A 23,678-nucleotide genomic window follows, 5' to 3' on the forward strand; every position below is an offset into this window, starting at 1 on the left:
CAACTAGTAGATATACAGTTATTTCCGCAGCCCAACATTCACTGGAAACCATCATGCAAGCAGCCAAGTCTCCCTCGTCCCCCACCGCCAATCAGTGGCTGGCAACCTATTACTTCCTCCGGGCAGGAGTCTCCTTGGCCTGGATCGCGCTGGCGGTGCTGCTGGGAAGGCACGATGCAACGCTCGGAGCGGTCCTGTTGGTGATCTACCCGGCGTGGGACGCCTTCGCCAATTACGTTGATGCGCGGAGGAATGGCGGGTTGATCCGCAACTCGACGCAGACGCTCAACCTGGTGATCAGTGCCGTTGTCACCGTCGCCATCGGCTGGGCATCGACCATCAGCATGCCAGCCACCATCAAAGTATTCGGCACCTGGGCGATCCTGTCGGGCCTGCTCCAACTGGCGACCGCAGTGCGCCGCTGGAGAACATCCAGCGGGCAGTGGGTCATGATCCTCAGCGGCGCGCAGTCTGCCGCGGCCGGTGTCTTTTTCTTCAAGATGGCCGCAAGCGGCGCCGCTCTGGGCGTGGTCACGGTGGCGCCCTACGCGGCGCTGGGTGCGGTGTACTTCCTGATATCGGCGGTCTGGCTGGCGGTGAGGAATCGGCGGCAGCACGCCGGCTGACGAGCACGGCCGGACGATCCTGCGATGCTGTCAGGGCGGCCCGGCCAGCATCGCCGCCCGCCGCGCCCGATACACCTCCGGCGTCTGCGGTTTGATGAACACCGCTGTCAGCTCGGGATACTCGCGCTTCACCGCCTGCTCGATGCGGGTGATGCATTCCTCGATCTGCGGCGTGGTGCGGTCATCTTCGAACTCCGCACTGAGCATCGCCACCACCTGGTTGGGTCCCATCTGCATGGTGCTCAGGCCGTTGGCACGGCGCACGTCCGGATCGGCGTTGGCTACTTCGAGAATGCGTTCGGCCACATGCGGGTGCGCCGCTTCGCCGACCAGCAGTCCCTTGGTTTCGCGGGCCAGCAGAAAGGCGGTGGCAGCCAGCACGGCGGCAATGCACAGCGACGCCACGCCATCCAGCACCGGCATGTCCAGCACCTGCGCGGCGAGCAGGCCGACCATCGCAAAGCCCAGGCCGAGCAGCGCCGCGCTGTCTTCCAACAGTACGGTAAAGGTGGTGGGGTCCTTGCTGCGTCGGAACGCTTCGAAGTAGCCCATTTGACCCTTGGTAGCGCGGAATTCGCGAAGCGCGATCCACCACGACGTGCCTTCGAACACCATCGAAACACCGAGCACGATGTAACTCACCAGGTGGTTGGTCGCCGGTTCCGGGTGCAGGATGTGCTGAACGCCCTGGTAGCCGGACACGATGGCACCGGCGGCGAACACCAGCAGGGCGACGATGAAACTCCAGAAGTAGAGCTCGCGGCCATGGCCGAACGGATGCGTTGCATCGGGCGTGCGTTCGGCGCGGTGCAGGCCGTACAGCAACAGCAGTTCGTTGATGGTGTCGACCAGCGAATGCACGCCTTCGCTGACCATGGCCGAGCTGCCGGACAGGCCAGCGGCAATGAACTTGGCGATGGCGATGGCGAGGTTGCCGGCGAGCGCGGCGTAGATCACGAGACGGGAACCGGACGGCTTGGCCATGGCAGGGCAGACGGGTGGGGGGCTATATCATCGGCAAGCGGCCGTGCCGGCTGCGTGCAGGGCGCGCCGGGGGGCATCCCGCGGCAGAAGCGGCATGGCATCATCACGGTCTTGTCCTGTCGTGTGATTGTCTATGCGAACCTACCTGCTATGCCTTGCCTTGTTGCTTACGCCGCTGCTGCCGGTGCAGGCCACGCCGCCCCAGCCCCAGAACGGGGATCTGTTGTTCGTCACCGCCGCCACCACCGGCCTGAGCGGTGCGATCAACGATGCCACCGGCAAGCCAGGCACCCTGAGCTACGACCACGTCGCGCTGATCGCACGTCAATCCGGCGGCGCGGTCGTGCTGCATGCCGATGACAAGGGATCGCGCGAACAGACGTTGGACAGCTTCCTCGATGATGCCCGTGCCAAGCACCGCCACGTGGTGCTGTACCGCCTGAAGGGGGAAAAGCGCGCGGCCATTCCGGCAGCCATCGCCACGGCGCGCACCCTGCTGGGCAAGCCCTACAACGACACCTACGTGCAGGATGAGGACAGCTACTACTGCTCGGATTTCATCGAACGTGCGTTCCGGGCGCAGCAGGTGTTTGCCACCCAGCCGATGAACTTCAGGAACCTGCAGACGGGAGAAGTGTCGCCGTACTGGGTGGAGTTCTACCGCAGCCGCGGCATGGACGTGCCACAGGGCGCGCCGGGCACCAACCCGAACGACATGTCCGCTGCGCCGGTGCTTGAGCGCATCGGGGAGATGGAATGATGCGCCTGCTGGTATCGAGTTTGTTCGCCGTGCTGCTGGTGGGCGGTGCAAGCGCGGGTGAGCGCGCCCCTGCACAGCGCGGACACGGCCAACCGTACGAGATCATCGGCAGCCAGGTATGGGACGTGCCGGATCCTGCTTCCGGACGCGATTACCAGGTGTTCGTGCAGCTGCCCGCTTCGTACGGGAAGGAGCCCGCGCGCCGCTACCCGGTGCTGTACGTCACCGATGCCGACTATGCCTTCCCGGTACTGCGCCAGGTTGGCCGCCGGCTGGGCAGTTCGGTGCAGGAGTTCATCCTGGTCGGGCTGTCCTACGCAGTGGGTGAGGAAGGCATGCCGAGCCGCCGCCGCGACTACACGCCCACCGCCAACGGCGCAGACGGTGCGCCGGCCGATGCGGTGCATGGCGGCGGCGCGGCGCACGCCGCTTACCTGCGCGACCAGGTGCTGCCGTTCGTGGCCGGGCGCTTCCGCACCGATGAGACGCAGCGGCTGTTCCTGGGCCATTCCTATGGTGCACTGCTGGGCACGCAGATCCTGCTGAGCGAGCCGTCGCTGTTTTCCGGCTATGTGCTGGGCAGCCCGTCGTACTGGTTCGACCAGCACGTGATGGAGCGCATGGAACAGGCGTCTGCGGCAACCCTGAAGGACATGCCGGCGAGGGTGTATTTCTACATCGGCGAGTACGAGGCGAAGCGGGTCGGTGATCCGCGTTACCTGCAGGACGATGACATGGTGGAGGACGCGCGGCGCATGGAGCGCACGCTGCGCAGCCGTGGCTATCCCTCGCTGGTGATGCGGTTGGATGTATTGAACGACGAGGACCACCTGAGCATCGCACCACGTGGTTTCACGCTGGGGCTGCGCTATCTGCTGCCGGGCAAGTCCGCACCGTAGTGGCGACCTTGGTCGCCACCTGAGGCATCCGCCGAGCATGGCTCGGCGCTACCACGGCCAGCGCGGAGCCGCCCCGCAGGGCGCCATCACCCGTCACGCGGGCTGCAGGTGGATCTGCGGGTGGCTGGCGAAGATGTCCAGCACGATGTCGAAGTAGGTCTGCCCGTGGCCTTGCTGCAGGGCCCACAGCTGCGCCTGCAGGGCGGCCGTGTTGAAGGTTCCTGGCTGGTCCAGCTTGTGCTGCAGCCAGGCTATGGTGGCTGTCACGCCGAGCGCGGCGCGGCTGGTTTCCATGTCCTGCCAGACCACCGTTACTGCCTTGTGGCCTTGCAGTGCGCCATAGCCGCCATACAGCAGGTCATCCAGCGCATCCAGGCTGTTGCCGAGCGCCCAGTCCTCGTCTGCCATGAACACGCGGTTGAGCTCGGCGTAGAGCGAGGGAATATCGAGAACAACGCTGCCGTGCAGCGTGAATTCGATGCTCATGCAACGCCCCGCGAGGGAACGCATTGACACTGTTGCCGCCACTTGTGCATTAGATTGCCCGCTTTCCTGGTCCTGGCGTCCGCAGTCTTGTCGACTTCCCCCTACCTGGGCAAGGCCCAACGCGGATTCCCCTTCACCGACGGGGATGCGGCCGATCGCGTGCGCGTCCATGACTGGCACGCTACTTCGCTTGGCCATCCGGATGGCTGGCCACTCGCACTGCGGCATGCCACCAGCCTGATGCTGGCCAGTCCGGAGAGCATGTACCTGGTGTGGGGTGATGAGCTGGTGTTCCTGTTCAACGATGCCTACAGCCCGATCCTCGGCCCGCGGCTGGAACAGGCGATGGGCGCGCCGCTGCGCACGCTGTGGGCCGATGCGTGGGACGCAGTGAGGGGGCCCATTGAACAGGCTTTGGCAGGAGAATCATCGCGCTTCGACAACATGCCGGTGCAGATGAACCGCCATGGAGCGGTGGAAGACACCTGGTGGACGTTCTCGTTCTCGCCGATCCTGCTTGAGGACGGCCGTGTCGGTGGGGTGTTCTGCGTGACCCGCGAAGTCACCCAGGCCATCGTGGCGCAGCAGCGGCTGGCCCATGAGAACGAGCGGCTGATCGCCCTGTTCGAGAAATCACCGATGTTCATGGCCTTCCTGAGTGGGCCGGAGCACCGGGTGGAGCTGGCCAATCCGCGATACGCCGAGATGGTCGGGAATCGGCCGGTGATCGGCCAGCGGCTGGCCGATGCGATCCCTGAAGTGATCGACCAGGGCTACCTGCCGCTGCTGGACCAGGTGTACCGCAGCGGGGAGACCTACATCGGTACGGAGGTGACCTATGACCCGCTCGCTGCCGACGGCAGCACGGCCGAGCCACGCAAGCTGGACATCGTCTTCCAGCCGGTCAAGGACGAGGCGGGCCAGTCGATCGGCGTGTTCGTGCAGGGCCTGGATGTCACCTCGCAGGTGGCGTTGCAGCGCAGGCTCAGGCGCAGCGAGGCGCGGCATCGGCAGATCATGGACAGTGCGATGGACTACGCCATCTTCGCCATGGACCTGGAAGGGCGCATCACGCTGTGGAACGAAGGTGCACGGCATACGCTTGGCTGGACCGAAGCGGAGATGCTGGGGCAGACCCCCGAGCGCTTCTACCTGGAGAAGGATCGCCGGGCAGGCCGGTTCCAGCACGGGATGAAGGTGGCGCTGGCCGAAGGCGGGCTGTCCGGCGAGCGCCCCTTGCTGCGAAAGACCGGCGAAACCTTCTGGGCCCAGGGCGCATTGACCCTGCTGCGTGACGAGGAGGGCACCGCGATCGGCTTCGTCATCGTGCTGCGCGACCGCACCCTGGAGCGGGCTGCGATCGATGCCCTTGCCGCCAGCGAGCGGCGGCTCGGCGCGCTGGTCGCTGCCTCTTCGCAGGTGCTGTATGCGCTGTCGGCGGACTGGCGCGAGCGCCGGCAGATACTGCGCCAAGGCGATACCGCGCAATTGTTGCCGCCAGACTGGAACTGGCGGGAAGCCTTCGTACATCCTGATGACCGCGCCATGGTGGATGCCGCCATTGCCGAGGCGGACCGGCACAAGAAGCCGTTCGAGATCCAGCACCGCACGCCGCTGCGCAACGGCAGCCATCGCTGGGTGCTGATGCGCGTGGTACCCATGTTGGACGCGGACGGGTCGGTCAGCGAATGGTTCGGCACGGCCACGGACATCACCGGGAAGCGCGAGGCCGAAGAGCGGCTGCAGCAGCTGACGGTCACCCTGGAAGAGCGCGTGCGCGAACGCAGTGCCGAGTTGTTGATGACCGAAGAAAAGCTGCGCCAGAGCCAGAAAATGGAAGCGGTCGGCCAGCTTACCGGCGGCATCGCGCATGATTTCAACAATCTGCTGACGTCGGTGTCGATGGGGCTGGAACTGCTGGAAATGCGGGTCGCGCAGGGACGTATCGACGACCTGGGCCGCTACGTGGAAATGGCGCGTTCCGGTGCCGACCGCGCCGCGGCGCTGACCCAGAGACTGCTGGCGTTCTCGCGGCGGCAGACCCTGGCCCCCACCGGTGTGGTGGTGGAGCAGATGGTGCTCGGGATGATGGAGATCATCACCCGCTCGCTTGGGCCGTCGATCACCATCAGCACCGCTTTCGACGATGGCGGTGCCACGGTGCAGGTCGATGGGCCCCAGCTTGAGAATGCGCTGTTGAACCTGTGCATCAATGCACGCGATGCCATGCCTGATGGCGGAACACTGGACATCAGCAGCCACGCCATCGACCTGGCCGGTACCGATGCGGCGGCGCTTGAACTTCCGCCTGGCCCCTATGTGCGCCTGTCAGTGCGCGACAGTGGCACGGGCATGGAAGCGGACGTCGTAGCCAAGGTGTTCGAGCCGTTCTTCACCACCAAGCCGATCGGCCAGGGCACCGGCCTCGGGCTGTCGATGATCTACGGGTTCACGCGGCAGTCCGGTGGTCAGGTCCAGGTGGATTCCCGCCCCATGCAGGGCACCACGATGCATCTCTACCTGCCGCGGATGGCCGAAGGCATGCAGGCGCCGGCGGACCCGGTGGCGGCGGTGGCCGAACACAGAGTGCGACGCGGGCCGACGCGCACCGTGCTGCTGGTGGAAGACGAAACCGCAGTGCGCGTACTGGTCAGTGAGGTGCTGGTGTCGGCAGGCTATCGGGTGATCGAAGCCTCCGAGGGGCCGCCTGCATTGGACGTGTTGCGCTCGGTGGAGCCGATCGATCTTCTGCTGACTGACGTCGGACTGACCGGACCCTTGAATGGCCGGCAGGTCGCCGACGCCGGCCGGCAATGTCGACCCGGCTTGCCGGTCATGTTCATCACCGGCTACGCGGCCAGTGCGGCGGTCGGCGCCGGGCACATGGAAGCAGGGATGGAAGTGCTGGCCAAGCCGTTTTCCGCGGCCGAGCTGGTGCGTCGCGCGGACGCATTGCTGTCCCGCAGCGAAGACGCCCCTCGGTCGCCACGGCCCACCGCTGGCTGAACAGGGCGACCCGCCTGCACAGTGCCTGCACGGAAATTCACCCCGGTTTCCCAGCGTCACGGGAAGACTGTCGGCATACACCCGGACCGTGAAGGAGTCCCCGATGAAGATGTCCATCTCCCTTTTGTGCGCTGGCGCCCTGATGGCCGCATCCTCGGCGGTGTCCGCGCAGACCTACGGCCCGCGCGATGAAGGTCGTCGCTTCGACGACGGCAGCCGCGTGGTTTGCCGCAACGTGGAAGTGCAGCGCAACAGCAAGGATTCCAACCGCATCGCAGGTACCGCCACCGGCGCGGTGGTGGGTGGCCTGCTGGGCAACCAGATCGGTGGCGGCAACGGCAAGAAGCTCGCCACCGTCGCCGGCGCCGTGGCCGGCGGCGCGGCAGGCCGCAACATCCAGGGCCGTCACCAGCAGAAGACCGGGGATCGCGTGGTCGAGCGTCGCTGCGAGCGCGAGTACAGGTAAGACCGCTGACAGGCGCAACGCGACTGTCATAGCAGCAACACGAGGGCGGCTTTGGCCGCCCTCCTGCGTTCGTGGCACGGCCGACGACCACGCGGGAGCGTAACTGCCTGCCGGCATCAGCTGCCCAGCACCCCGGCGAATTCATCCAACTGCTGCTGGCTGGTCGACCACGCCGTGACAAAGCGCACCGGTACCTCGTCAGCGCCCAGCGGCATTGACGGTGGCAGGCTGTCCGGGTACCAGTCGTAACACTGAACGTCGGCAGCGAGCAGGCGTTCCAGCAGCATTCTGGGCATCACTACAAAGACTTCGTTGGCCTGCACCGGCCAGGCCAGGCGGATGTCCGCATGCGCCTGCAGGGTGGTGGCGAGCACCTGGGCTGCATGATTCGCCTGCGCGGCCAGTTCCAGCCAATGGTCGTCCTGCAGCCAGGCGGTGAACTGGGCGCCGAACAGGCGTCCCTTGGATACCAGTTGGCCGGCGCGCTTGCGCCGGTAATCGAATCCCTCGGCAAGTTCCGGCTTGAAGAAGACCACCGCCTCTGCCGCCAATGCGCCGTCCTTGGACGCACCGAAGGACAGCACGTCGATGCCAGCGTGCACGGTCATTTCGGCAGGCGTGCAGCCCAGCGCCGCCACCGCGTTGGCCAACCGTGCCCCATCCATGTGCACGCGCAGCCCGTGCTCATGGGCGAGGTCGGACAGCGCCTTCAGTTCGGCGGGCGTGTACACCAGGCCGTTCTCGGTGGCCTGTGCCAGCGATATTGCCGCCGGCTTGACGCTGTGCGGCCGCGCATCGGGCAGCCGCTTGAGCGTATCGCGCAGCGCCGCCGGGGTGATCTTGCCGCTGTCGGTGGCGATCGGCAGCAGGCGCGCGCCACCGGTGAAGAACTCCGGTGCAGTGGATTCATCGCTGATCAGGTGCGCCTGCGCATGACACAGGATGGCATTCCAAGGCTGCGCAACTGCAGAAAGGGCAAGGCAGTTGGCGGCGGTGCCGGTGGCCACGAAGAAGGCCTTCACGTCGTGCTCGAACACGCGCGCGATCGCCTGTTCGGCCTGGCGGGTCCACGCATCATTGCCATACGAGGCGGCGGTGCCCGAGGACGCCGCGATGAGTGCATCAAGGATACGTGGCGAAACGCCGGACTGGTTGTCACTGCCGAAATTCATGCAAGGCCCTTCACTGGATGACATTGGCAAAGCGTACCGCGTGCAACCCACCTGCGGTTTATGGATCTGATCCGTGCACCGTATGTGCAAGGGCGCGTGTGGCGCGCAACGACTCGATCACTGGCAGCGAACGTAAATTTACGTTTTTGGTTGCTCTAATGCGCACGACCGATCTGTCGGGATCGGCACACAACTCGTCACCCCGTCCAGCGCTGCCTGCCTGGCGCGTGCTCCCCCAGGATCCCCCTGCGCACCCGTTGCTGCCGGCCGGGGAGGTGCATGCCTTTGTCTGGCGCCGCACCTCGAAAGGAATACCCTGCATGTCCCCATCCGCTCCCCCGCGCCGCCGCCGCATGCCGACGCCCCTCCTGCTTCGGCGCGCGCTGCTTCCTTCGATGATCATGGGCATGGTGGGCACTGCGCAGGCGCAGGCGCAGGTGCCGGCCACGGCATCGGAACCGTCCGCGCCGGTGGCTGCGAAGCAACTGGATTCGGTGCAGGTGCGCGGCGTGCGCGGCAGTGCGACCGGCGCGGTGGAGGCCAAGCAGGCCAAGGCGGAGATCAGCGATTCAGTCGTCGCTGAAGACATCGGCAAGCTGCCTGACAACAGCGTGGCCGCCGCACTGCAGCGGGTCACCGGTGTGCAGGTGGCGCGTGGCGGTGCGGAAGTCGGCACGGTGCTGGTACGCGGCCTGCCGGACGTGGTGACGACCTTCGACGGCCGCAACGTGTTCACCGCCAGCGGGCGCGGCATTGCCCTGCAGGACATTCCGGCCGACCTGCTGCAGAGCGTGGACGTCTACAAGACCGGCAGCGCGAAGTTCCTGGAAGGGGGCATCGGCGGCAGCATCGACGTGCACCTGCGCAAGCCGTTCGACCTGGACAAGGCCACCACGCTTGCCGGCAGCATCAGTGCCGTCCGCGGTGACCAGGCGGATGACACCAAGCCCAACGGCAGCCTGACCGCCGCACACAACTGGGACAGCGGACACGGGCGCATGGGCGTGCTGGGCAGCATCTCGCTGCAGCAGCGCCCCTACCAGGAGAGCAACAGCTTCCATGGCACCTACGATCGTGTTGCCAATCCGGCTGATCCCTCCCAGGAGATCTTCGTGCCGTACAACGCCGGCGGGCTGGTGGCGAACAACACGCATAAGCGGCGCGCGGCCAACTTCACCTTCCAATGGGCGCCGACGGACAACAGCGAGGTCTATCTCGACACGTTCTATGTCAATTACGAGGGCCGCAACAACGTCAATTACTGGATGCCGTTCCCCGGCCTGGTGAACCCGGGCAACGTGGAATCCGTGAGCCTTCGCCCCGGCAGCAACGTGATGGACGGCTTCGTCGCGCGCGACCTCTACACGCTGTCCAGCACGCAGGCACACAAGCAGACCTCCGATACCTTCCAGGCGGCGTTGGGCGGCAAATGGCACAACGACACCATCAGTCTGTCCACCGAACTGGCCTACACCTGGAGCACCAACAAACACCGCGCGATGACCCTGGACATGGGCATGGAGGCGCCGTTGATGCATATGCGCGATGCCGGTGGGGTGCCCGATACGTGGGTCACCCAGGCCGATGGCTCGGCATACGATGTCACCCACCCGGCCAACTGGTACCTCAGCCAGTACTACGACAGCTGGGACGAGCAGAAAGGCGAGGAGTGGGCATGGCGCGGCGACAGCACCTTCCAGTTCGAAGCCGGGCCGTTCAGTTCACTCGATGCGGGGCTGCGGATCAGCCGTCGCACTGCTTCCAACCACGGTGGCGATCCGGGCGCGATGGACAACATCACCGGCAGCCGGGTGTACGCCAGCGATGTCGCGGGGCTGGCCGACGTATCACCCGGTGGCATGCTGGATGGCGCCCGCGCGTTCTCCACCGACCGCTGGGCGGTCGCCAACGCGGACTACCTGCTGCAGCAGACCGCGCAGCTGCGCCAGGTCATGGGCCAGTCGCCGGACGCACCGGCCGAACTGGCCTCGCTGTTCTTCGACAACCGCGAAGACAACTACGCCGCCTACCTGCAGCTCAACTGGGGCACTACGCTGGGCAGCATCCCGGTGGATGGCCGCATCGGGGTGCGCGCCACCCGGTTGGAATCCGAGCTCAGCGGCACGCGGACCCTCGATGGCGTGGACGTGCCCAGCCGGATAAAGACATCGCAGACGAAGTTCCTGCCCAATGCCAGCGCAAATTTCTCGCTGCGCGAAGACCTGATCCTGCGGCTGTCCGGTAGCCAGACCATCGCCCGCCCGAACTTCGCCGACCTCAATCCGCAGCTCAGCCTGTATGAGTCCACCGACAGCCTGCCGGCGCGTGGCAATGGCGGCAATCCGGAGCTGCAGGCGGTGGAGTCGAAGAACCTGGATGCCTCGCTGGAGTGGTATTTCCAGCCCGGCTCGTTGTTGTCGGCCGCCGTGTTCCATCGCAGGCTGGACGGCTACGTGCAGCGCTATGCCGATGATGAAGTGATCGGTGGCACCACGTATTCGATCACCCGCCCGCGCAATACAGGGGAAGGCACGCTGAAGGGATTCGAGGTGGGTTACAGCCAGTTCTACGACTTCCTGCCAGGTTGGCTGTCCGGCTTCGGCACCCAGCTCAACTACACCCGCATCAGCGCCGAAGCCGAATCGCCGACCGGACAGATGCAGCCGTTGACCAATGTGTCCAAGCATGCTTTCAACGCGGTGCTGATGTACCAGTACGACCGCTTCTCGGCCCGCTTGGCGTGGAATCGTCGTACCGACTATACGGCCAGTTTCAACAGTTCCGGTGACCAGCCCAGCGAGATCCGGCATGCCGACGAGGACTGGCTGGACGTAGCATTGAACTACGACGTCAACGAGCGCATCACCGTGTTCGCCGAGGCGACCAACCTGCTTGGCGGCTCGACCCGCAACTATTTCGGCAGTCCGGCCTTCCCACGCGACTTCGCCTCGCCCGAGCGCACCTATACGGTAGGGGCGCGTTTCCGCCTGTGACTGCGGCTGAAGGGGCCAGTGTGTGCCGGGAGGGGAGACTCAGTCGTCGAGCCCGATCACGCCAGGCGCGAGCGGCACCCGCTTACCGTCCAGCAGGCCACGGCTCAGCCGGCCTTCTTCCATGAACAACAGTTCGCCGTTCTCGCCGTTCTTGATGCTGCTGTCGACTGCGATGACGCGATCGCCATGGAAGCTGCTCACGTGCGGCATCGAGGTGTGGCCGACCACGATGCGTTTCAGTCCGAGACCATCCAGCACCGCCTGCACGCCCTCCGTATCCAGGCGGCCATCGAAATAGCCGCGGTACCAGATCGGGCTGGTCTTGCCGTCGTACAGGGGGGCAGTGGATGGGTCGGCTTTCACCTGCTCGCGCGGGAGGCCCAGCGAGGACCGGTAGGCGGCATTGGTCGCCGCCGGATCCAGCGCCAGCGCGAGTGCATCCGGTGAGATGCCACCGTGCAGGAACAGCGTATCGCCGATGCGCAGCAGGACCGGCCGGGTGCGCAGCCATTGGCCGATCACCGAGTCAGGACCGTACAGCTGGGGGTAGCTGCGACCCAGCAGCTGCGCACTGCGCAGGTACTTCGGATTGACGTAGCGCAGGTCGTCGTACAGCACCATCGTCTCGTGGTTGCCCAGGACGAAGTGCACCGCGCCGCCTGCAGCGCTGGCTTGCTGCTGCAGGCCGTACAGCAGCCAGAAGGCCTCGGTCACCTTCGGCCCGCGATCAAACACATCGCCTGCCACGACCAGCGTGTCGGTACCCCGCGCCCAGCGGTCCTGCGCATCGATGATGCCGTTGGCGCGCAGCAGCTGCACCAGCAGGTCGTACTGGCCGTGGATGTCGGACAGCACCACCACGCGCGGCACGGCAGGCAGTACGTCCACCGCTGCGACCGCCCCGGGGGCGACGTCCACGGGGTGCGGATAACCACAGACCGGCGCGACGCGGGTGGCGGTCTGCTCGCGGGTGACCACCTTGTCATCGCATATCCAGCGCGCCTGCACCTGCTCGCCGTCACGCACGATGTAAGGACCATCGGCGTCGACGTGGGCGGCTGGCGCGGGGACTTCGCGCGCGCTGGATGCCGTGCTTGCAAGCAGGCCGGCAAGCAGCAGAAGGGGCGTGGTGCAATGGATCATGGCGGGACATCCGGGAAGGAATCGGGCAGGGCCGCGAAGGCCCCGCCCATGATCCTACCCGTTGTGCGCAGGCCGGGTCAGAACTTCGCGCGGACGTTGAACAACACCCGCCGCGGCTCGCCCCAGTAACCGGAATTGAAGAAGCCGACGTTGCGGTAGTAGACCTTGTCCAGCAGATTGGTGACGGTCACCCCGACGCTGACGTTGTCGTTGATGCGGTAGCGGCCCATCAGGTCGAACAGGACGTAGCCCCCTTGGCGGACCGCCCCTTCGGCGGTGTCCGGCGTGCCATTGGCGTTGAAACGGCCGGTGGGAATCGGCTGGGTCTGGGAGATGTCGCTCTGCACGGTGAAACCACCGCCAACGGACCAGTCACCCAGGCGGTAGGTGGTATTGAAGCGTGCCAGGTGCATCGGGCTGGTGGAGCCGAAGCGGCTTCCATCCGGATTGCTGCTGTAGGCGTAGGTGTAGCCGCCGGTCATGCTCCAACGCTCGGTGATGGAGCCGGACACCTCGAATTCGCCGCCCTGGGTCTTGATGCCGGCACGCGCAATGTACGGTGTGCTGCCATCGGGCAGCTTGATGTCGCCGGCCGCCGGATCGATCTCCGATACGTTGTCCTGCTCCATGTAGAAGCCGTTGAGCGCGGTATAAAGGCGGCCGCCGAAGAACTCGCCCTTCAGGCCGTACTCGTAGTTGCCGCCCGTGGTGGGGTCGAGCAACTGGTTGTTGATGTCGCGCCGCGCCGTGGCCTGGAAAACATCCGAATAACTGGCGAACGCGCTGATGCTGGAGCTGAGGTCATGGATGACGCCCACGTACGGGGTGGCGACGTGCGCGGTGGTGCGTGCGGTCTGCCCGGTGAACACGCCGTCCACGTTGTAACCGTCGGTGGTGGTTTCGTAGTCGGAGTAGCGCACGCCGGCGATGACCTTCAGCGGGTCGATCGGGTTCAGGCGCACGGCGGCGTAGTAGCCGGTTTCGGTGGTGTGGGTGATGCTGGACGGGATGCCGGCATTGAAGGTGGTCGGCTTGCCGATGTTGCCGTCCCACGTGAAGATGCTGGGGAACGCGGTGGTGCTGTAGGGGCGCGAGGTGATGCCGGCGCGGATCGTGTCCAGGTCGCGGTCGTAGTGGTTCACGCCGAGCACCAGTTCATGCTGGCGGCCGAACAGTTGGAATGGGCCGGAGGCGTAGAGGTCGAAGGCGTCCTCGCGGGTTTCCGACACCGAGTAGGTGTCCGAAACGGAAAGGCCCAGGCCGGTGATGGGATCGGCAAAGCCGGTGCCACGCGAGGCGTTGTAGCTGTTGGAACCGGCCAGCAGCAGCGAATCAGTATCGGTGGCACGGTGGTTGTAGGCGATGCGGCCACTCCAGCCTGCGGCCAGCTGCTGTTCCAGCGTGGCGAAGTAGTTGGTGCTTTCGCGGTTCCACTCGTTCCAGCGTGCCGCGGCGCTGTAGGAGCGCGACATCTTCGCGCGGCTGCCATCGCGGAAGAACAACGGTGATGCGCTCCACGCGCCCCCATCGGATTCGGTCTTCAGGTAGTCGATGCCAGCGCGCAGGCGGGTGCTGTCGGTCAGGTCGGCTTCGATCACGCCATACAGGCTGGGCGAGGTGTCGTGCTGGAAGCGCACCCAGCTTTCCTTGTCGGTGTAGGCGCCGACCACGCGCCCGCGAACGCGGCCGCCCTTGCTCAACGGGCCGGACACATCCAGTTCGGCGCGCTTGTAATCCCATGATCCGGCACTCAGGCTGGTGCTGGCCCGGAAGGTGTCGGTGGGACGCTTGCGCACCATGTTGACCGTGGCCGACGGATTGCCTGAACCGGTGACCAGGCCGCTGGCGCCGCGGACGATCTCGATGCGCTCGTACACCGAGGTATCACTGAGGATGGAGTTGCCGCCGGCGCCGGTGGTGTAGTTGGTGGGGATGCCATCGAACATGAAGTTGTTGATGGCGAAGCCGCGTGCGTTGAACAGCGTGCGGTTGCTGTCGTAGGACTGCACGGTGATGCCGGGGGTCTGCTGCAGCACCTCGGCAATGGTGATCAGGTTGAAGTCTTCGATGCGCTGGCGGGTGAACACGGTCAGCGACTGCGGCGTCTCACGCAGGGTCAGCGGCAGCTTGGTGGCGGTGTTGGTGCCATATACCTGGTAGCCCTCGGTGCGCTGGGTGACCATCACGCGGTCCAGTTCGGTGGCCTCGGGCACGTCGTTCACGGCGGCTGTGGGCGTGGACTGGGCGGAGGCCAGCGGGGCGGCAAGCAGCCAGCCAGCGGCCAGGGACACGGCAAGGACATGCCGGCGCGGGGCGCCAGGGGACAGCGTTTTCATCAGCGGGATCTCGGTATCAGGAGCGGGAAGACGGGCGTGGTGCCGGCATGGCCGGGTGGCGGAAGCTGAGCCAGAGCACCATCGCTCCGGCAGCGGCGGCGAGTACGCCGCACCAGCCGACCACGCCCCACGCAATGCCCCAGGCGCCGATGCTGGCCGCCAGGCTGGCGGCGAGGCTGCCGCATCCCAGCAACCGCAGCAGGCGTCGGCGCGCCGCTGCAGGCGGGTACCCGGCAACATCGCGGTGATGGCGCTCCATCGCCAAGGCCAGGCAGGCAAAGGCGAGGGTGGCCAGCAGCAGGGCCAGCACGCTCACAGCTTGGCCTCGGCGGTGGATGTGCTGCGCGTCGTGCGCGGCTTGCGCATGGCGGGCACGAACCGATGGACCTTGCGGGCGCACCACAGAAGGCCGCTGCCGATCAGCAGCAGGCCGATATCGATGCCGGCCTTTGCGCCGTCGCCCTCGCCCAATGCGCTGAACAGTCCGCCGTGCCAGGCGATGAGGTTGTAGACCGGAAGCCCCAGCGCCAGCACGCCGGCCAGCGCGAGCTGTTCCACCCAGCTGCGTCGTGGCAGGCGTAGCAGCGCGTGCAGCAGGCAGGCCGCCCACGTGTAGAAGAACACGCGGACTTCGGCATCGCTGCGGTCGGCCAGTTCCAGCGGCAGCAGCCGACTGCCCCACAGGAAGGCCAGCATGGCCACCGGCAGGCCGGCCACAAAGGCGATGTTGAGGCGTTCGACAATGCGGAAACCCAGGTGCGGGCGCGCCGGGTCGGGCAATTGGGCGCGGCGCTTGACCGTCCACAGCACCAGCCCGGTGGCCACCATCAGCGTGCCGGCGACGCCGGACAGGAAGAACAGCCAGCGCATCGCAACGGGCGCGAACCGCGCCGCGTGCAGGCCGATCATGCCGTCGCGGGTGACCACCACTGCCGACCTCGCGCCAGCCTCGTCGACCAAGCTGCCGCTCGCATCGAAAGTGAGTGTCTGGTCGGCGTCGGCGATGCGATCTCCCGATTGCCGGCGCACGCTGATGCGCATCGCCGCGTCTGCGGGGTGTTCCACCTGGACCGAGCCGCCGCGGCCATCGCCCCACTGCAGTTCGGCGCGGTGCAGCACGTCCTTCAGGTCTGGCGGGGTGGCGGCGACGTGGCGAGGCTCGACCTTCGCCGCGCGAGGGAACAGCTCGGCGAAGAACGCATCGCGGCCGCCGCTGAAGTTGGCATCCACCGCCCACGGCATGTACAGCGTCATCAGGGTGATCAGGCCGGTATAGGTGATCATCAGATGGAAGGGCAGGGACAGTACGGCCAGCGCATTGTGGCCGTCCAGCCAGCTGCGCTGGCCCTTGCCACGGCGGAGGGTGAAGAAGTCGGTGAAGATCTTCTTGTGGGTGATCACCCCGCTGACGATGGCCACCAGCATGAACATCGTGCAGAAGCAGACGAACCAGCGCGCCCACAGCACCGGCACGTAGTGCAGGTCGAAATGCAGCCGATAGAAAAAATCGCCACCACGGGTTTCGCGGACCTGGACCGGATTGCCCTGGGCGTCCAACGTGGCCTGGTAGGGATTGCGCTGGCCACGCCGGCGCTCGGCCGCGCCCGGCGGCTGCCAGCTGACCGTGGTGGCGCTGCTGCGGTGGCCGGGTAGTTCGATGGACCAGCGCTGGGCGTCCGGCGCGGTGCGCGCCAGGAAGCGCTGCGCCTGTTCCAGCGCGACCGGGGCGGTGGCAGGCAGCCCGGTTTCCGGCTGCATCCAGCGCGTCAGTTCAACGCGCCAGTAAGCAGCGGTGCCGGCGATGAAGATCAGGAACAGTACCCAGCCGACCAGCAGGCCGGACCAGGTGTGCAGCACCGATTGCGATTGGCGGATGCCGCCCAGGCTCATGCCGAGCCTCCGCGCAGCAGCCAGGCGATGGTCAGCCCGAGCGCCCCCGCCATCAGCAGCCCCAGTGCGGCACGTGCGGTGCTGCGCGCGGCGAACGCCCAGATTGCCGCTGCGGTGTAGACGAGAAAGGAGAGCATGGTGGCGATCAGCGCGGTGTCCGCCGCACCGCCCGGCAACAGACGCGCCAAGCCCGCCGCCCACGTTGCTGCGACTGCGTAGCCGCCGAGCAGGGCCAGGCCACCGCGTGCCCACAGCACCCCATGGCCGGCGCCGCGCGCGTTGCGCTTGGCCGGTGCGCGGGCAGGCGGAAGGGAACAGGAGGATGTCGACATTCTGAAGATGAATGAGAACCGTGTGCAATTGCGAGCAGATGCTATTTGAGCGCAACGGTGCTGTCGACCCCTCGATCGGGGGATGCGCTTCAGCCCGGGTCGAGCTTGAGCACCAAGGTGTCGGCGGCCTCCAGCACGCGACCTCGCGGCGTGCGGGGTTGCATGTACGGCAGTTCACGGCCGCTGCTGCGCTCCACCAGTCGCGAGTGCGGCTCGCCCGGAGTGAAGCGCTGCGCCTGGCCCCACTGCCGCAACGCAACCACGACCGGAAACAGCGCAGTGCCCGCCTCGGTGAGCACGTACTGCTGGTAAGAGGTGCCATCGGCGGCCGGCTGCAGTGCCAGCACGCCGCCGTCGACAAGGCGGCGCAGACGTTCGCTGAGGATATTGCGGGCCACCCCGAGGCTGCGTTGGAAGTCGCTGAAGCGGTGCACGCCATCGAAGGCGTCGCGGACGATCAGCAGGATCCAGCGGTCGCCGAGCAGCTCGGTGGCGCGGGCCACGGGGCAGGGGGAGGAACTGGGCATGGTCGGCTCGGCGATGGATTCTGGTTGCATTTTAAAACCAAACTACCTACGGTGCGAGCAGTTGCAATTTGAAACTGGTCCATGAAGAAGTCTACCCCCTCCCCGGTTGTCGGCCCCAGGCTGTTCCTGCTTGCCACTGCGGCCGGCGCCAGCGTTGCCAATGTCTACTACGCACAGCCACTGCTGGACCGCCTGGCCGATGCCTTCCGGATGGATGCCGCGATGGCCGGAATGGTGGTGGCGGCCACCCAGGTGGGCAGCGTGCTGGCGCTGTTGATCCTGCTGCCGCTTGCTGATCGGCGTGAACGCCGAGGCTTGCTGCTGTTGCAGTTCGGTCTGCTGGCGTTGTCGCTGCTATGGCTGGCTGCCGCGCGCGGAAGCGTGTCCCTGCTGCTCGGCATGCTGCTGGTGGGCCTGTTCGGGACGGCCTGCACGCAGGCCTTGATCACCTGCACGGCGGCGATGGCCACGCCAGCGGTACGCGGCCGCCACGTCGGCACCGTGCAGGGCGGTGTATTCGCTGGCCTGCTGTTGGCACGCGTGGTGTCCGGGACGGTAGCCGCCGGGCTGGGATGGCGCGCGGTGTACGCCGGTTCGGCGGTGCTGATTGCTGCGCTGGGGATGCTGCTGTGGCGGTGCTTGCCGCCGATGCCGGTAGCGCAGGGGCGAGTCCATCAACGCGGCGTCATGGCGTCGATGTGGCGTTTGCTGTGCGCGGATGCGACGCTGCGCGAACGGGGCGTGCTGGCGTTGCTGCTGTTCGCCGGCCTCAACCTGTTCTGGAGTGCGGGGTCGCTTGCGCTGTCGGCACCGCCGTTGGCCTGGTCCACGACGGGTATCGGCGCGCTGGGCCTGGCCGGGCTGGCGGGCGCCTTGCTGGCGGGGCGGGTGGGCCGCTGGATGGACCACGGTCATGGGCGCGCGGTGAGCGCTGCGGCCTTGTTGCTGATGCTGCTGGCATGGCTGCCGCTGCTGCAGCTGCCCACTTCACTGGGGTGGTTGCTGCTGGGCATCGTGTTGCTGGACCTCGGCGGCCAGGCCTTGCATGTGAGCAACCAGGCGCTGGTGCTGCGGGCGGCGGAGCCCGTGCACGGGCAGCTGATCGCGCTGTACATGCTGTTCTACGCGGTGGGCAGCGGCATGGGGGCGGCGGCCGGGCCCGCGTTGCAGGCACACGTGGGGTGGACAGGGGTCTGCAGCGCAGGCGCGGGCGTTGCGCTGCTGGCCTGCCTCTGGTGGGTCGCGGCGCGCTGGCACGGGACCGCCGCAGTGCGCTGCAGATGACCGCGTCGAGGGCGATGTTATAACCGGTGTGATGGTATCCCCTGCACGTGGGGCGTAGCCTGCCGGCAACACACAGGAGACCCTGATGGGCCACGACCACAACCATCTTCCCGCTGAAATCCGCCACGAAAAGCCGCTGTGGTGGGCACTGGGCCTGACCGCCGCGTTCCTGCTCGTGGAAATCATCGGCGCGTTCGTGACCAACAGCCTGGCGCTGCTGTCCGATGCGGCGCACATGGCCACCGACACCCTGGCTTTGATGATCGCGCTGGTCGCGGTACGGCTGAGCCGGCGTCCCCCCGATGCCCGCCGTACCTACGGCTACGCGCGGCTGGAAGCGCTGGGTGCGATGTTCAATGGTGGCATGTTGTTCGTGGTGGCCGGCTACATCCTGTGGGAGGCCATCGCCCGGTTCCGCCAGCCGCAGGAGATTGCTTCCACCGGCATGCTGGTGATCGCCGCGGTGGGCCTGGCAGTGAACCTGGTCTCGATGCGCCTGCTCAAGGCCGGCAGCGGCGAGAGCCTGAACGTCAAAGGCGCCTACCTCGAAGTCTGGGCGGACATGCTGGGATCTGTAGCGGTGATCATCGGCGCGCTGCTGATCCGCTGGACCGGCTGGAAGGTGATCGATCCGATCCTGGCGGTGCTGATCGGCCTGTGGGTGCTGCCGCGGACCTGGGTGCTGATGCGTGAAGCGATCAACGTGCTGCTGGAAGGCGTGCCGAAAGGCGTCGTGCTGGCCGATGTGCGCAGCAGCCTGTGCAACCACGGCGCGGTGGTGGACGTGCACGACCTGCACGTATGGGCTCTGGCCTCCAGCACGCCGGCGTTGAGCGCCCACGTGGTGCTGCGCGAAGGCGCCGATGCGGACCAGGTGCGGCGCGAGCTGGCCGACGCGCTGCACGAGCGCCACGACATCGACCATGTGACGCTGCAACTGGAAGCCGAGCATTGTGGCGATGCCTGCGCGGTGGGACCGGCGCCGACGGCACACGAGCACGGTCACGACCACGACCGTCACGGCCATCATGGCCATGTCCACCACTGAGCCGGCGCCCGGCGTTCTTTCACCGTCTACAATGGCCGCCTGCCTTCCCGATGTTGGAGACCCTGCAGTGACTCGTAAACTCGTACTGTTGCGCCACGGCCAGAGCCAGTGGAACCTGGACAACCGCTTCACCGGTTGGGTCGACGTGGAGCTGACCGACAAGGGGCGCCAGGAAGCGGCTGCCGCCGGTCGCCTGATGCGCGAAGAAGGCCTGCAGTTCGACGTGGCCCATACCTCCGTGCTCAAGCGTGCCATCCACACCCTGCAGGGTGCGCTGGCCGAAATGGACCAGGATTGGCTGCCGGTCAGCAAGAGCTGGCGCTTGAACGAACGCCATTACGGCGGCCTGCAGGGCCTGGACAAGGCGGAAACCGCGGCCAAGCATGGCGAGGAACAGGTCAAGATCTGGCGCCGTTCCTACGACATCCCGCCGCCGACGATGGACATCGAGGATCCGGGCCATCCGCTGCACGACCGCCGCTATGCCACGCTGGACCGCAACGCGCTGCCGGGTACCGAATCGCTGGCCACCACGCTGGACCGCGTGCTGCCGTACTGGTTCGATTCGATCGCCCCGCAGTTGAAGGACGGCAAGACCGTGCTGGTCACCGCGCATGGCAACTCGCTGCGTGCGCTGTACAAGTACCTCAACAACGTCTCGCGCGAGCAGATCCTGGAACTGAACATTCCGACCGGCATCCCGCTGCTGTTCGAGCTCAACGATGACCTGACGGTGCAGTCGTTCCGTTACCTGGGCGACCCGGAAGCCGCGCGCAAGGCCGCCGAAGCGGTGGCCAACCAGGGCAAGGCGAAGTAAAGGCGGTTGTAGTGCCGACCTTGGTCGGCAGTCGTTGCAATGGTGCCGACCAAGGTCGGCACTACACCACGATGCCCAGCGCCTCATCGGCCTGGGCATCGTCGTAACCGGGTTGCCAGGCGAAGCGGTGTTCCTTGTCCGGCAGGAACATGACCACGGCCTGCAGGGGCTGCCCGCCACGGTGACGCACCGCCATGCCGAGGTAGTCGTCATGGCAGTCCTCGCGCACCGCGCGGAAGATGACCTTGTAGTCCCCATCGAGCACCTTCGCATCTTCCACGCCGGTATCGATCCGGTGGCCGTCTGCAAGCAGCTGCGCGCACTCGCTCAGCAGCGCGTGCGCCTTGGAACGCTGGAGCCCGAACACCATCACTTCCGGCGCGTCATACGTCGCCTGGAAGCCTATCGAGTAGGAGAAGCCGGTTTCGCCGTCCGGTCCGGGCAAGATGTGCAGACAATGCCAGCCGTGCGCGCGGATATCGTCGGCCACTCTGCGATCCTGGGGTCTATCCGCTGTTGTCATGTGAAAGCCTGCCCGTTGATCGTGAAGGACGACCGCCAGTGTCACACGTGTGGCGGCCATGCGCGCGGCGTGACCTTTGGCGGTCCCCTGGGCCCCATGTCCGGGCTACCCTCGGGGATTACCTGTCGGAGAGTCCCATGAAGTTGCGCACCCTGGCCCCGTTGGGCCTGACCGTTGCCATCGCCGCCTCGCTGGCGGCCTGCGGCAAGACCGAAACCGCGCCCGCCGCCACTGCCGATGCGGCCAAGCCGGCCTTCGACCAGTCGCTGATCAAGACGCCGCTGATCTCGCTCGACAGCGCCGACCTGGACACTGCCATCTCGGCCTGTACCGACCTCAATGCGTTCGTCAACCAGAAGTGGTTGAGCGCCAACCCGGTGCCGGGCGACCAGACCACGTGGGGCAGCTTCGAGATCCTGCGCGAGCGCTCGCTGGAAGTGCAGCATGCATTGGTCCAGCAGGCCGCAGCCAGCGAGGCCAAGGCCGGCAGCGTGGAAGCCAAGATCGGTGACATCTGGAAGACCGGCAGCGACGAGGCGAAGATCGAAGCCGCCGGACTGGCGCCGCTGCAGCCGCAGCTGGACAAGATCGCCGCGCTGGGCGACACCGCCGCGATCACCCAGTACCTGCGCGACAGCCAGGCACAGGGGCAGGGCGTGCTGTTCTCGCTGTTCGCCAACGCGGATTACAAGGACTCGGCCAACGTCATCGCCTATGTCGGCCAGGGTGGCCTGGGGCTGCCGGAAAAGGGCTACTACTTCGATGCATCGCAGGCGAAGATCCGCGATGCCTACGTGGCCTACATTGCCCAGGTGTTGACCCTGTCCGGCGTGGACGCCGCGCAGGCGTCCGACCAGGCCAAAGCCGTGCTGGCCTTCGAAACCCGCCTGGCCAACGCCTCGCTGTCGCGCATCGAAATGCGTGATCCGTCCAAGCGTTACAACCCGGTCAGCGCCGCCGACGCGGACAAGCTCACCCCGAACTTCAGCTGGACCGCCCTGTTCGACACGCTGAAGGTGCCGGCCGCGCAGAAGTTCTCGCTGGCCCAGCCGCAGTTCTTCACCGAAGTGGACAAGATGCTGGCCGACGTCCCGGCCGCCACCTGGCAGGCGTACCTGCGCTTCCACACCATCGACGATGCTGCGCCGTACCTGAGCAGCAACGTGGAAAAGGCCAACTTCGATTTCTACGGCAAGACCCTGCGCGGCCAGCAGGAGATGCAGCCGCGCTGGAAGCGCGTGCTGGATTCGGTCAACACCGGCATGGGAGAAGCGCTCGGCCAGCTGTACGTGGACGCGGTGTTCCCGGCCGAAAGCAAGGAGCAGATGCAGCACCTGGTGGAGAACTTGTCCGAAGCGCTCAAGGCCCGCCTGGAGAAGCTGGAATGGATGGGCGAAGACACCCGCAAGAAGGCGCTGGAGAAGTGGGCCAGCTTCACCCCGAAGATCGGCTACCCGGACAAGTGGCGTGACTGGTCGGGCCTGCAGACCAACGGCGACAGCTTCCTGGGCAACATGCAGGCAGCGCGTGCGTACAACTACCGTTACATGCTGGACAAGATCGGCAAGCCGGTGGACAAGACCGAGTGGGGCATGACCCCGCAGACCGTCAACGCGTACTACAACGCTACCAAGAACGAGATCGTGTTCCCGGCGGCGATCCTGCAGGCACCGTTCTTCGACGCCAAGGCCGATCCGGCGCTGAACTACGGCGGCATCGGCGCGGTGATCGGCCACGAGATGATGCACGGCTACGACGATTCGGGCAGCCAGTTCGCCGCCAACGGCAACTTCGACAACTGGTGGACCGACGCGGATCGCAGCGCCTTCACCCAGCGCACCGACCAGCTGGTGGCGCAGTTCGATGGCTACGAAGCCGTGCCGGGCGTCAACGTCAAGGGCAAGCTGACCCTGGGCGAGAACATCGGCGACCTGGGCGGACTGACCGTGGCCTATGACGCGCTGCAGATGGCGCTGAAGGAAGATCCTTCGAAGAATGTACCGGTGGACGGCTACACGCAGGACCAGCGTTTCTTCATGAACTGGGCCACGGTGTGGCGCCGCAACTTCACCGATGGCGAGCTGCGCGTACGCCTGAACACCGATCCGCATGCGCCGGCGAACTTCCGTGCCAACGGTGCGCCGTCGAACATGCCGGCGTTCGCGGCGGCGTTCGAGTGCAAGGCCGGCCAGCCGATGGTGCGCGCCGACGACAAGCGCGTGGTCATCTGGTGATCATGCGCTGCCGTTGAAACAGGAAAAACCCGGCGCACGCCGGGTTTTTCTTTGGCGGCGGCGTAGCGCCGGTAGCGACGACCGCTGGTCGTCACGCGGGTGCTGCCTTGCCGCTGCGCTCGCCGAGCATGGCTCGGCGCTACCACTCCGGC

At 66.4% G+C, this 23,678-nt stretch carries 20 protein-coding genes; 10 read left to right on the top strand and 10 right to left on the bottom strand.

The window, feature by feature from the left end; all coding sequences use genetic code 11:
* Positions 1-53 precede the first annotated feature (53 nt).
* Positions 54-626 (top strand): DUF308 domain-containing protein, encoded by a 573-nt coding sequence (locus IFT63_RS02610; RefSeq protein ID WP_192083168.1) that lies wholly within the window; start codon positions 54-56, stop codon positions 624-626.
* A 30-nt stretch (positions 627-656) separates the two neighbouring features.
* Here IFT63_RS02610 and IFT63_RS02615 read toward each other — a convergent pair whose 3' ends face one another.
* Positions 657-1,610, bottom strand: a complete 954-nt coding sequence (locus tag IFT63_RS02615) for a cation diffusion facilitator family transporter (RefSeq protein WP_192083169.1) — start codon at positions 1,608-1,610, stop codon at positions 657-659.
* 133 nt (positions 1,611-1,743) lie between these two features.
* On the opposite strand from IFT63_RS02615, the gene IFT63_RS02620 reads away from it, so the two are divergent.
* Positions 1,744-2,370, top strand: a complete 627-nt coding sequence (locus IFT63_RS02620; protein ID WP_192083170.1) for a YiiX/YebB-like N1pC/P60 family cysteine hydrolase — start codon at positions 1,744-1,746, stop codon at positions 2,368-2,370.
* The gene (locus tag IFT63_RS02625; protein WP_192083171.1) at positions 2,367-3,269 is read left to right on the top strand and encodes an alpha/beta hydrolase-fold protein; all 903 of its coding nucleotides are present in this window, start codon (positions 2,367-2,369) and stop codon (positions 3,267-3,269) included. The genes IFT63_RS02620 and IFT63_RS02625 overlap by 4 nt, the downstream gene beginning before the upstream one ends.
* Positions 3,270-3,362: 93 nt before the next feature.
* Here IFT63_RS02625 and IFT63_RS02630 read toward each other — a convergent pair whose 3' ends face one another.
* A complete protein-coding gene (locus IFT63_RS02630) occupies positions 3,363-3,755 on the bottom strand; it encodes a ribonuclease inhibitor (RefSeq protein WP_042612648.1) in 393 nt (130 codons plus the stop codon).
* 261 nt (positions 3,756-4,016) lie between these two features.
* Here IFT63_RS02630 and IFT63_RS02635 point away from each other — a divergent pair, with 261 nt between their 5' ends.
* On the top strand, positions 4,017-6,761 hold the full coding sequence (locus IFT63_RS02635; protein ID WP_249404382.1) for a PAS domain-containing protein: 2,745 nt from the start codon (positions 4,017-4,019) through the stop codon (positions 6,759-6,761).
* Between the two features lie 103 nt (positions 6,762-6,864).
* Positions 6,865-7,227, top strand: coding sequence for a glycine zipper 2TM domain-containing protein (locus IFT63_RS02640; RefSeq protein WP_042612649.1), 363 nt, complete (start codon positions 6,865-6,867; stop codon positions 7,225-7,227).
* A 116-nt stretch (positions 7,228-7,343) separates the two neighbouring features.
* Here IFT63_RS02640 and IFT63_RS02645 read toward each other — a convergent pair whose 3' ends face one another.
* Complete coding sequence (locus IFT63_RS02645) at positions 7,344-8,399, bottom strand: low specificity L-threonine aldolase (RefSeq protein ID WP_192083172.1); 1,056 nt, start codon at positions 8,397-8,399, stop codon at positions 7,344-7,346.
* A 395-nt stretch (positions 8,400-8,794) separates the two neighbouring features.
* Here IFT63_RS02645 and IFT63_RS02650 point away from each other — a divergent pair, with 395 nt between their 5' ends.
* Positions 8,795-11,392, top strand: coding sequence for a TonB-dependent receptor (locus IFT63_RS02650; RefSeq protein ID WP_080335049.1), 2,598 nt, complete (start codon positions 8,795-8,797; stop codon positions 11,390-11,392).
* Between the two features lie 39 nt (positions 11,393-11,431).
* On the opposite strand, the gene IFT63_RS02655 is transcribed toward IFT63_RS02650, so the two are convergent.
* The 6 genes from IFT63_RS02655 to IFT63_RS02680 all read right to left on the bottom strand — a co-directional run bounded on the left by IFT63_RS02655 (position 11,432) and on the right by IFT63_RS02680 (position 17,620).
* Complete coding sequence (locus IFT63_RS02655) at positions 11,432-12,535, bottom strand: metallophosphoesterase (protein WP_042612652.1); 1,104 nt, start codon at positions 12,533-12,535, stop codon at positions 11,432-11,434.
* Between the two features lie 77 nt (positions 12,536-12,612).
* Positions 12,613-14,871, bottom strand: coding sequence for a TonB-dependent siderophore receptor (locus IFT63_RS02660; protein ID WP_192083173.1), 2,259 nt, complete (start codon positions 14,869-14,871; stop codon positions 12,613-12,615).
* Between the two features lie 16 nt (positions 14,872-14,887).
* Entirely contained in the window at positions 14,888-15,187 is a 300-nt protein-coding gene (locus tag IFT63_RS02665; protein WP_042612653.1) for a DUF3325 domain-containing protein, read from the bottom strand.
* Positions 15,184-16,761 carry a PepSY-associated TM helix domain-containing protein gene (locus IFT63_RS02670; RefSeq protein ID WP_042612654.1) on the bottom strand — a complete coding sequence of 526 codons (1,578 nt, stop codon included), beginning with the start codon at positions 16,759-16,761 and terminating at the stop codon, positions 15,184-15,186. Before IFT63_RS02670 ends, IFT63_RS02665 begins: the two co-directional genes overlap by 4 nt.
* Entirely contained in the window at positions 16,758-17,093 is a 336-nt protein-coding gene (locus IFT63_RS02675; protein WP_197974207.1) for a hypothetical protein, read from the bottom strand. Before IFT63_RS02675 ends, IFT63_RS02670 begins: the two co-directional genes overlap by 4 nt.
* 89 nt (positions 17,094-17,182) lie before the next feature.
* Complete coding sequence (locus tag IFT63_RS02680; protein WP_042612673.1) at positions 17,183-17,620, bottom strand: helix-turn-helix domain-containing protein; 438 nt, start codon at positions 17,618-17,620, stop codon at positions 17,183-17,185.
* Positions 17,621-17,701: 81 nt separating this feature from the next.
* Between IFT63_RS02680 and IFT63_RS02685 the strand changes: the two genes are divergently transcribed.
* From IFT63_RS02685 to gpmA, 3 genes are all read left to right on the top strand, one after another.
* The gene (locus IFT63_RS02685; protein WP_042612655.1) at positions 17,702-18,904 is read left to right on the top strand and encodes an MFS transporter; all 1,203 of its coding nucleotides are present in this window, start codon (positions 17,702-17,704) and stop codon (positions 18,902-18,904) included.
* 85 nt (positions 18,905-18,989) lie between these two features.
* Complete coding sequence (locus tag IFT63_RS02690; RefSeq protein WP_042612656.1) at positions 18,990-19,952, top strand: cation diffusion facilitator family transporter; 963 nt, start codon at positions 18,990-18,992, stop codon at positions 19,950-19,952.
* 67 nt (positions 19,953-20,019) lie between these two features.
* Entirely contained in the window at positions 20,020-20,769 is a 750-nt protein-coding gene (gene gpmA / locus IFT63_RS02695; protein ID WP_042612657.1) for a 2,3-diphosphoglycerate-dependent phosphoglycerate mutase, read from the top strand.
* Between the two features lie 61 nt (positions 20,770-20,830).
* On the opposite strand, the gene IFT63_RS02700 is transcribed toward gpmA, so the two are convergent.
* The gene (locus IFT63_RS02700) at positions 20,831-21,259 is read right to left on the bottom strand and encodes a DUF4262 domain-containing protein (RefSeq protein ID WP_042612658.1); all 429 of its coding nucleotides are present in this window, start codon (positions 21,257-21,259) and stop codon (positions 20,831-20,833) included.
* 170 nt (positions 21,260-21,429) lie between these two features.
* On the opposite strand from IFT63_RS02700, the gene IFT63_RS02705 reads away from it, so the two are divergent.
* Positions 21,430-23,526, top strand: a complete 2,097-nt coding sequence (locus IFT63_RS02705; RefSeq protein WP_192083174.1) for a M13 family metallopeptidase — start codon at positions 21,430-21,432, stop codon at positions 23,524-23,526.
* Positions 23,527-23,678: the final 152 nt, after the last annotated feature.

The organism is Stenotrophomonas sp. CFBP 13724 (assembly GCF_014841975.1).
In the GTDB taxonomy this organism is placed as follows: domain Bacteria; phylum Pseudomonadota; class Gammaproteobacteria; order Xanthomonadales; family Xanthomonadaceae; genus Stenotrophomonas; species Stenotrophomonas lacuserhaii.

Coding starts and splice junctions, on each gene's coding strand:
- IFT63_RS02610 (WP_192083168.1), top strand. CDS start 54: ATGCAAGCAGCCAAGTCTCCCTCGTCCCCCACCGCCAATCAGTGGCTG.
- IFT63_RS02615 (WP_192083169.1), bottom strand. CDS start 1,610: ATGGCCAAGCCGTCCGGTTCCCGTCTCGTGATCTACGCCGCGCTCGCC.
- IFT63_RS02620 (WP_192083170.1), top strand. CDS start 1,744: ATGCGAACCTACCTGCTATGCCTTGCCTTGTTGCTTACGCCGCTGCTG.
- IFT63_RS02625 (WP_192083171.1), top strand. CDS start 2,367: ATGATGCGCCTGCTGGTATCGAGTTTGTTCGCCGTGCTGCTGGTGGGC.
- IFT63_RS02630 (WP_042612648.1), bottom strand. CDS start 3,755: ATGAGCATCGAATTCACGCTGCACGGCAGCGTTGTTCTCGATATTCCC.
- IFT63_RS02635 (WP_249404382.1), top strand. CDS start 4,017: ATGTACCTGGTGTGGGGTGATGAGCTGGTGTTCCTGTTCAACGATGCC.
- IFT63_RS02640 (WP_042612649.1), top strand. CDS start 6,865: ATGAAGATGTCCATCTCCCTTTTGTGCGCTGGCGCCCTGATGGCCGCA.
- IFT63_RS02645 (WP_192083172.1), bottom strand. CDS start 8,399: ATGAATTTCGGCAGTGACAACCAGTCCGGCGTTTCGCCACGTATCCTT.
- IFT63_RS02650 (WP_080335049.1), top strand. CDS start 8,795: ATGATCATGGGCATGGTGGGCACTGCGCAGGCGCAGGCGCAGGTGCCG.
- IFT63_RS02655 (WP_042612652.1), bottom strand. CDS start 12,535: ATGATCCATTGCACCACGCCCCTTCTGCTGCTTGCCGGCCTGCTTGCA.
- IFT63_RS02660 (WP_192083173.1), bottom strand. CDS start 14,871: ATGAAAACGCTGTCCCCTGGCGCCCCGCGCCGGCATGTCCTTGCCGTG.
- IFT63_RS02670 (WP_042612654.1), bottom strand. CDS start 16,761: ATGAGCCTGGGCGGCATCCGCCAATCGCAATCGGTGCTGCACACCTGG.
- IFT63_RS02675 (WP_197974207.1), bottom strand. CDS start 17,093: ATGTCGACATCCTCCTGTTCCCTTCCGCCTGCCCGCGCACCGGCCAAG.
- IFT63_RS02680 (WP_042612673.1), bottom strand. CDS start 17,620: ATGCCCAGTTCCTCCCCCTGCCCCGTGGCCCGCGCCACCGAGCTGCTC.
- IFT63_RS02685 (WP_042612655.1), top strand. CDS start 17,702: ATGAAGAAGTCTACCCCCTCCCCGGTTGTCGGCCCCAGGCTGTTCCTG.
- IFT63_RS02690 (WP_042612656.1), top strand. CDS start 18,990: ATGGGCCACGACCACAACCATCTTCCCGCTGAAATCCGCCACGAAAAG.
- IFT63_RS02705 (WP_192083174.1), top strand. CDS start 21,430: ATGAAGTTGCGCACCCTGGCCCCGTTGGGCCTGACCGTTGCCATCGCC.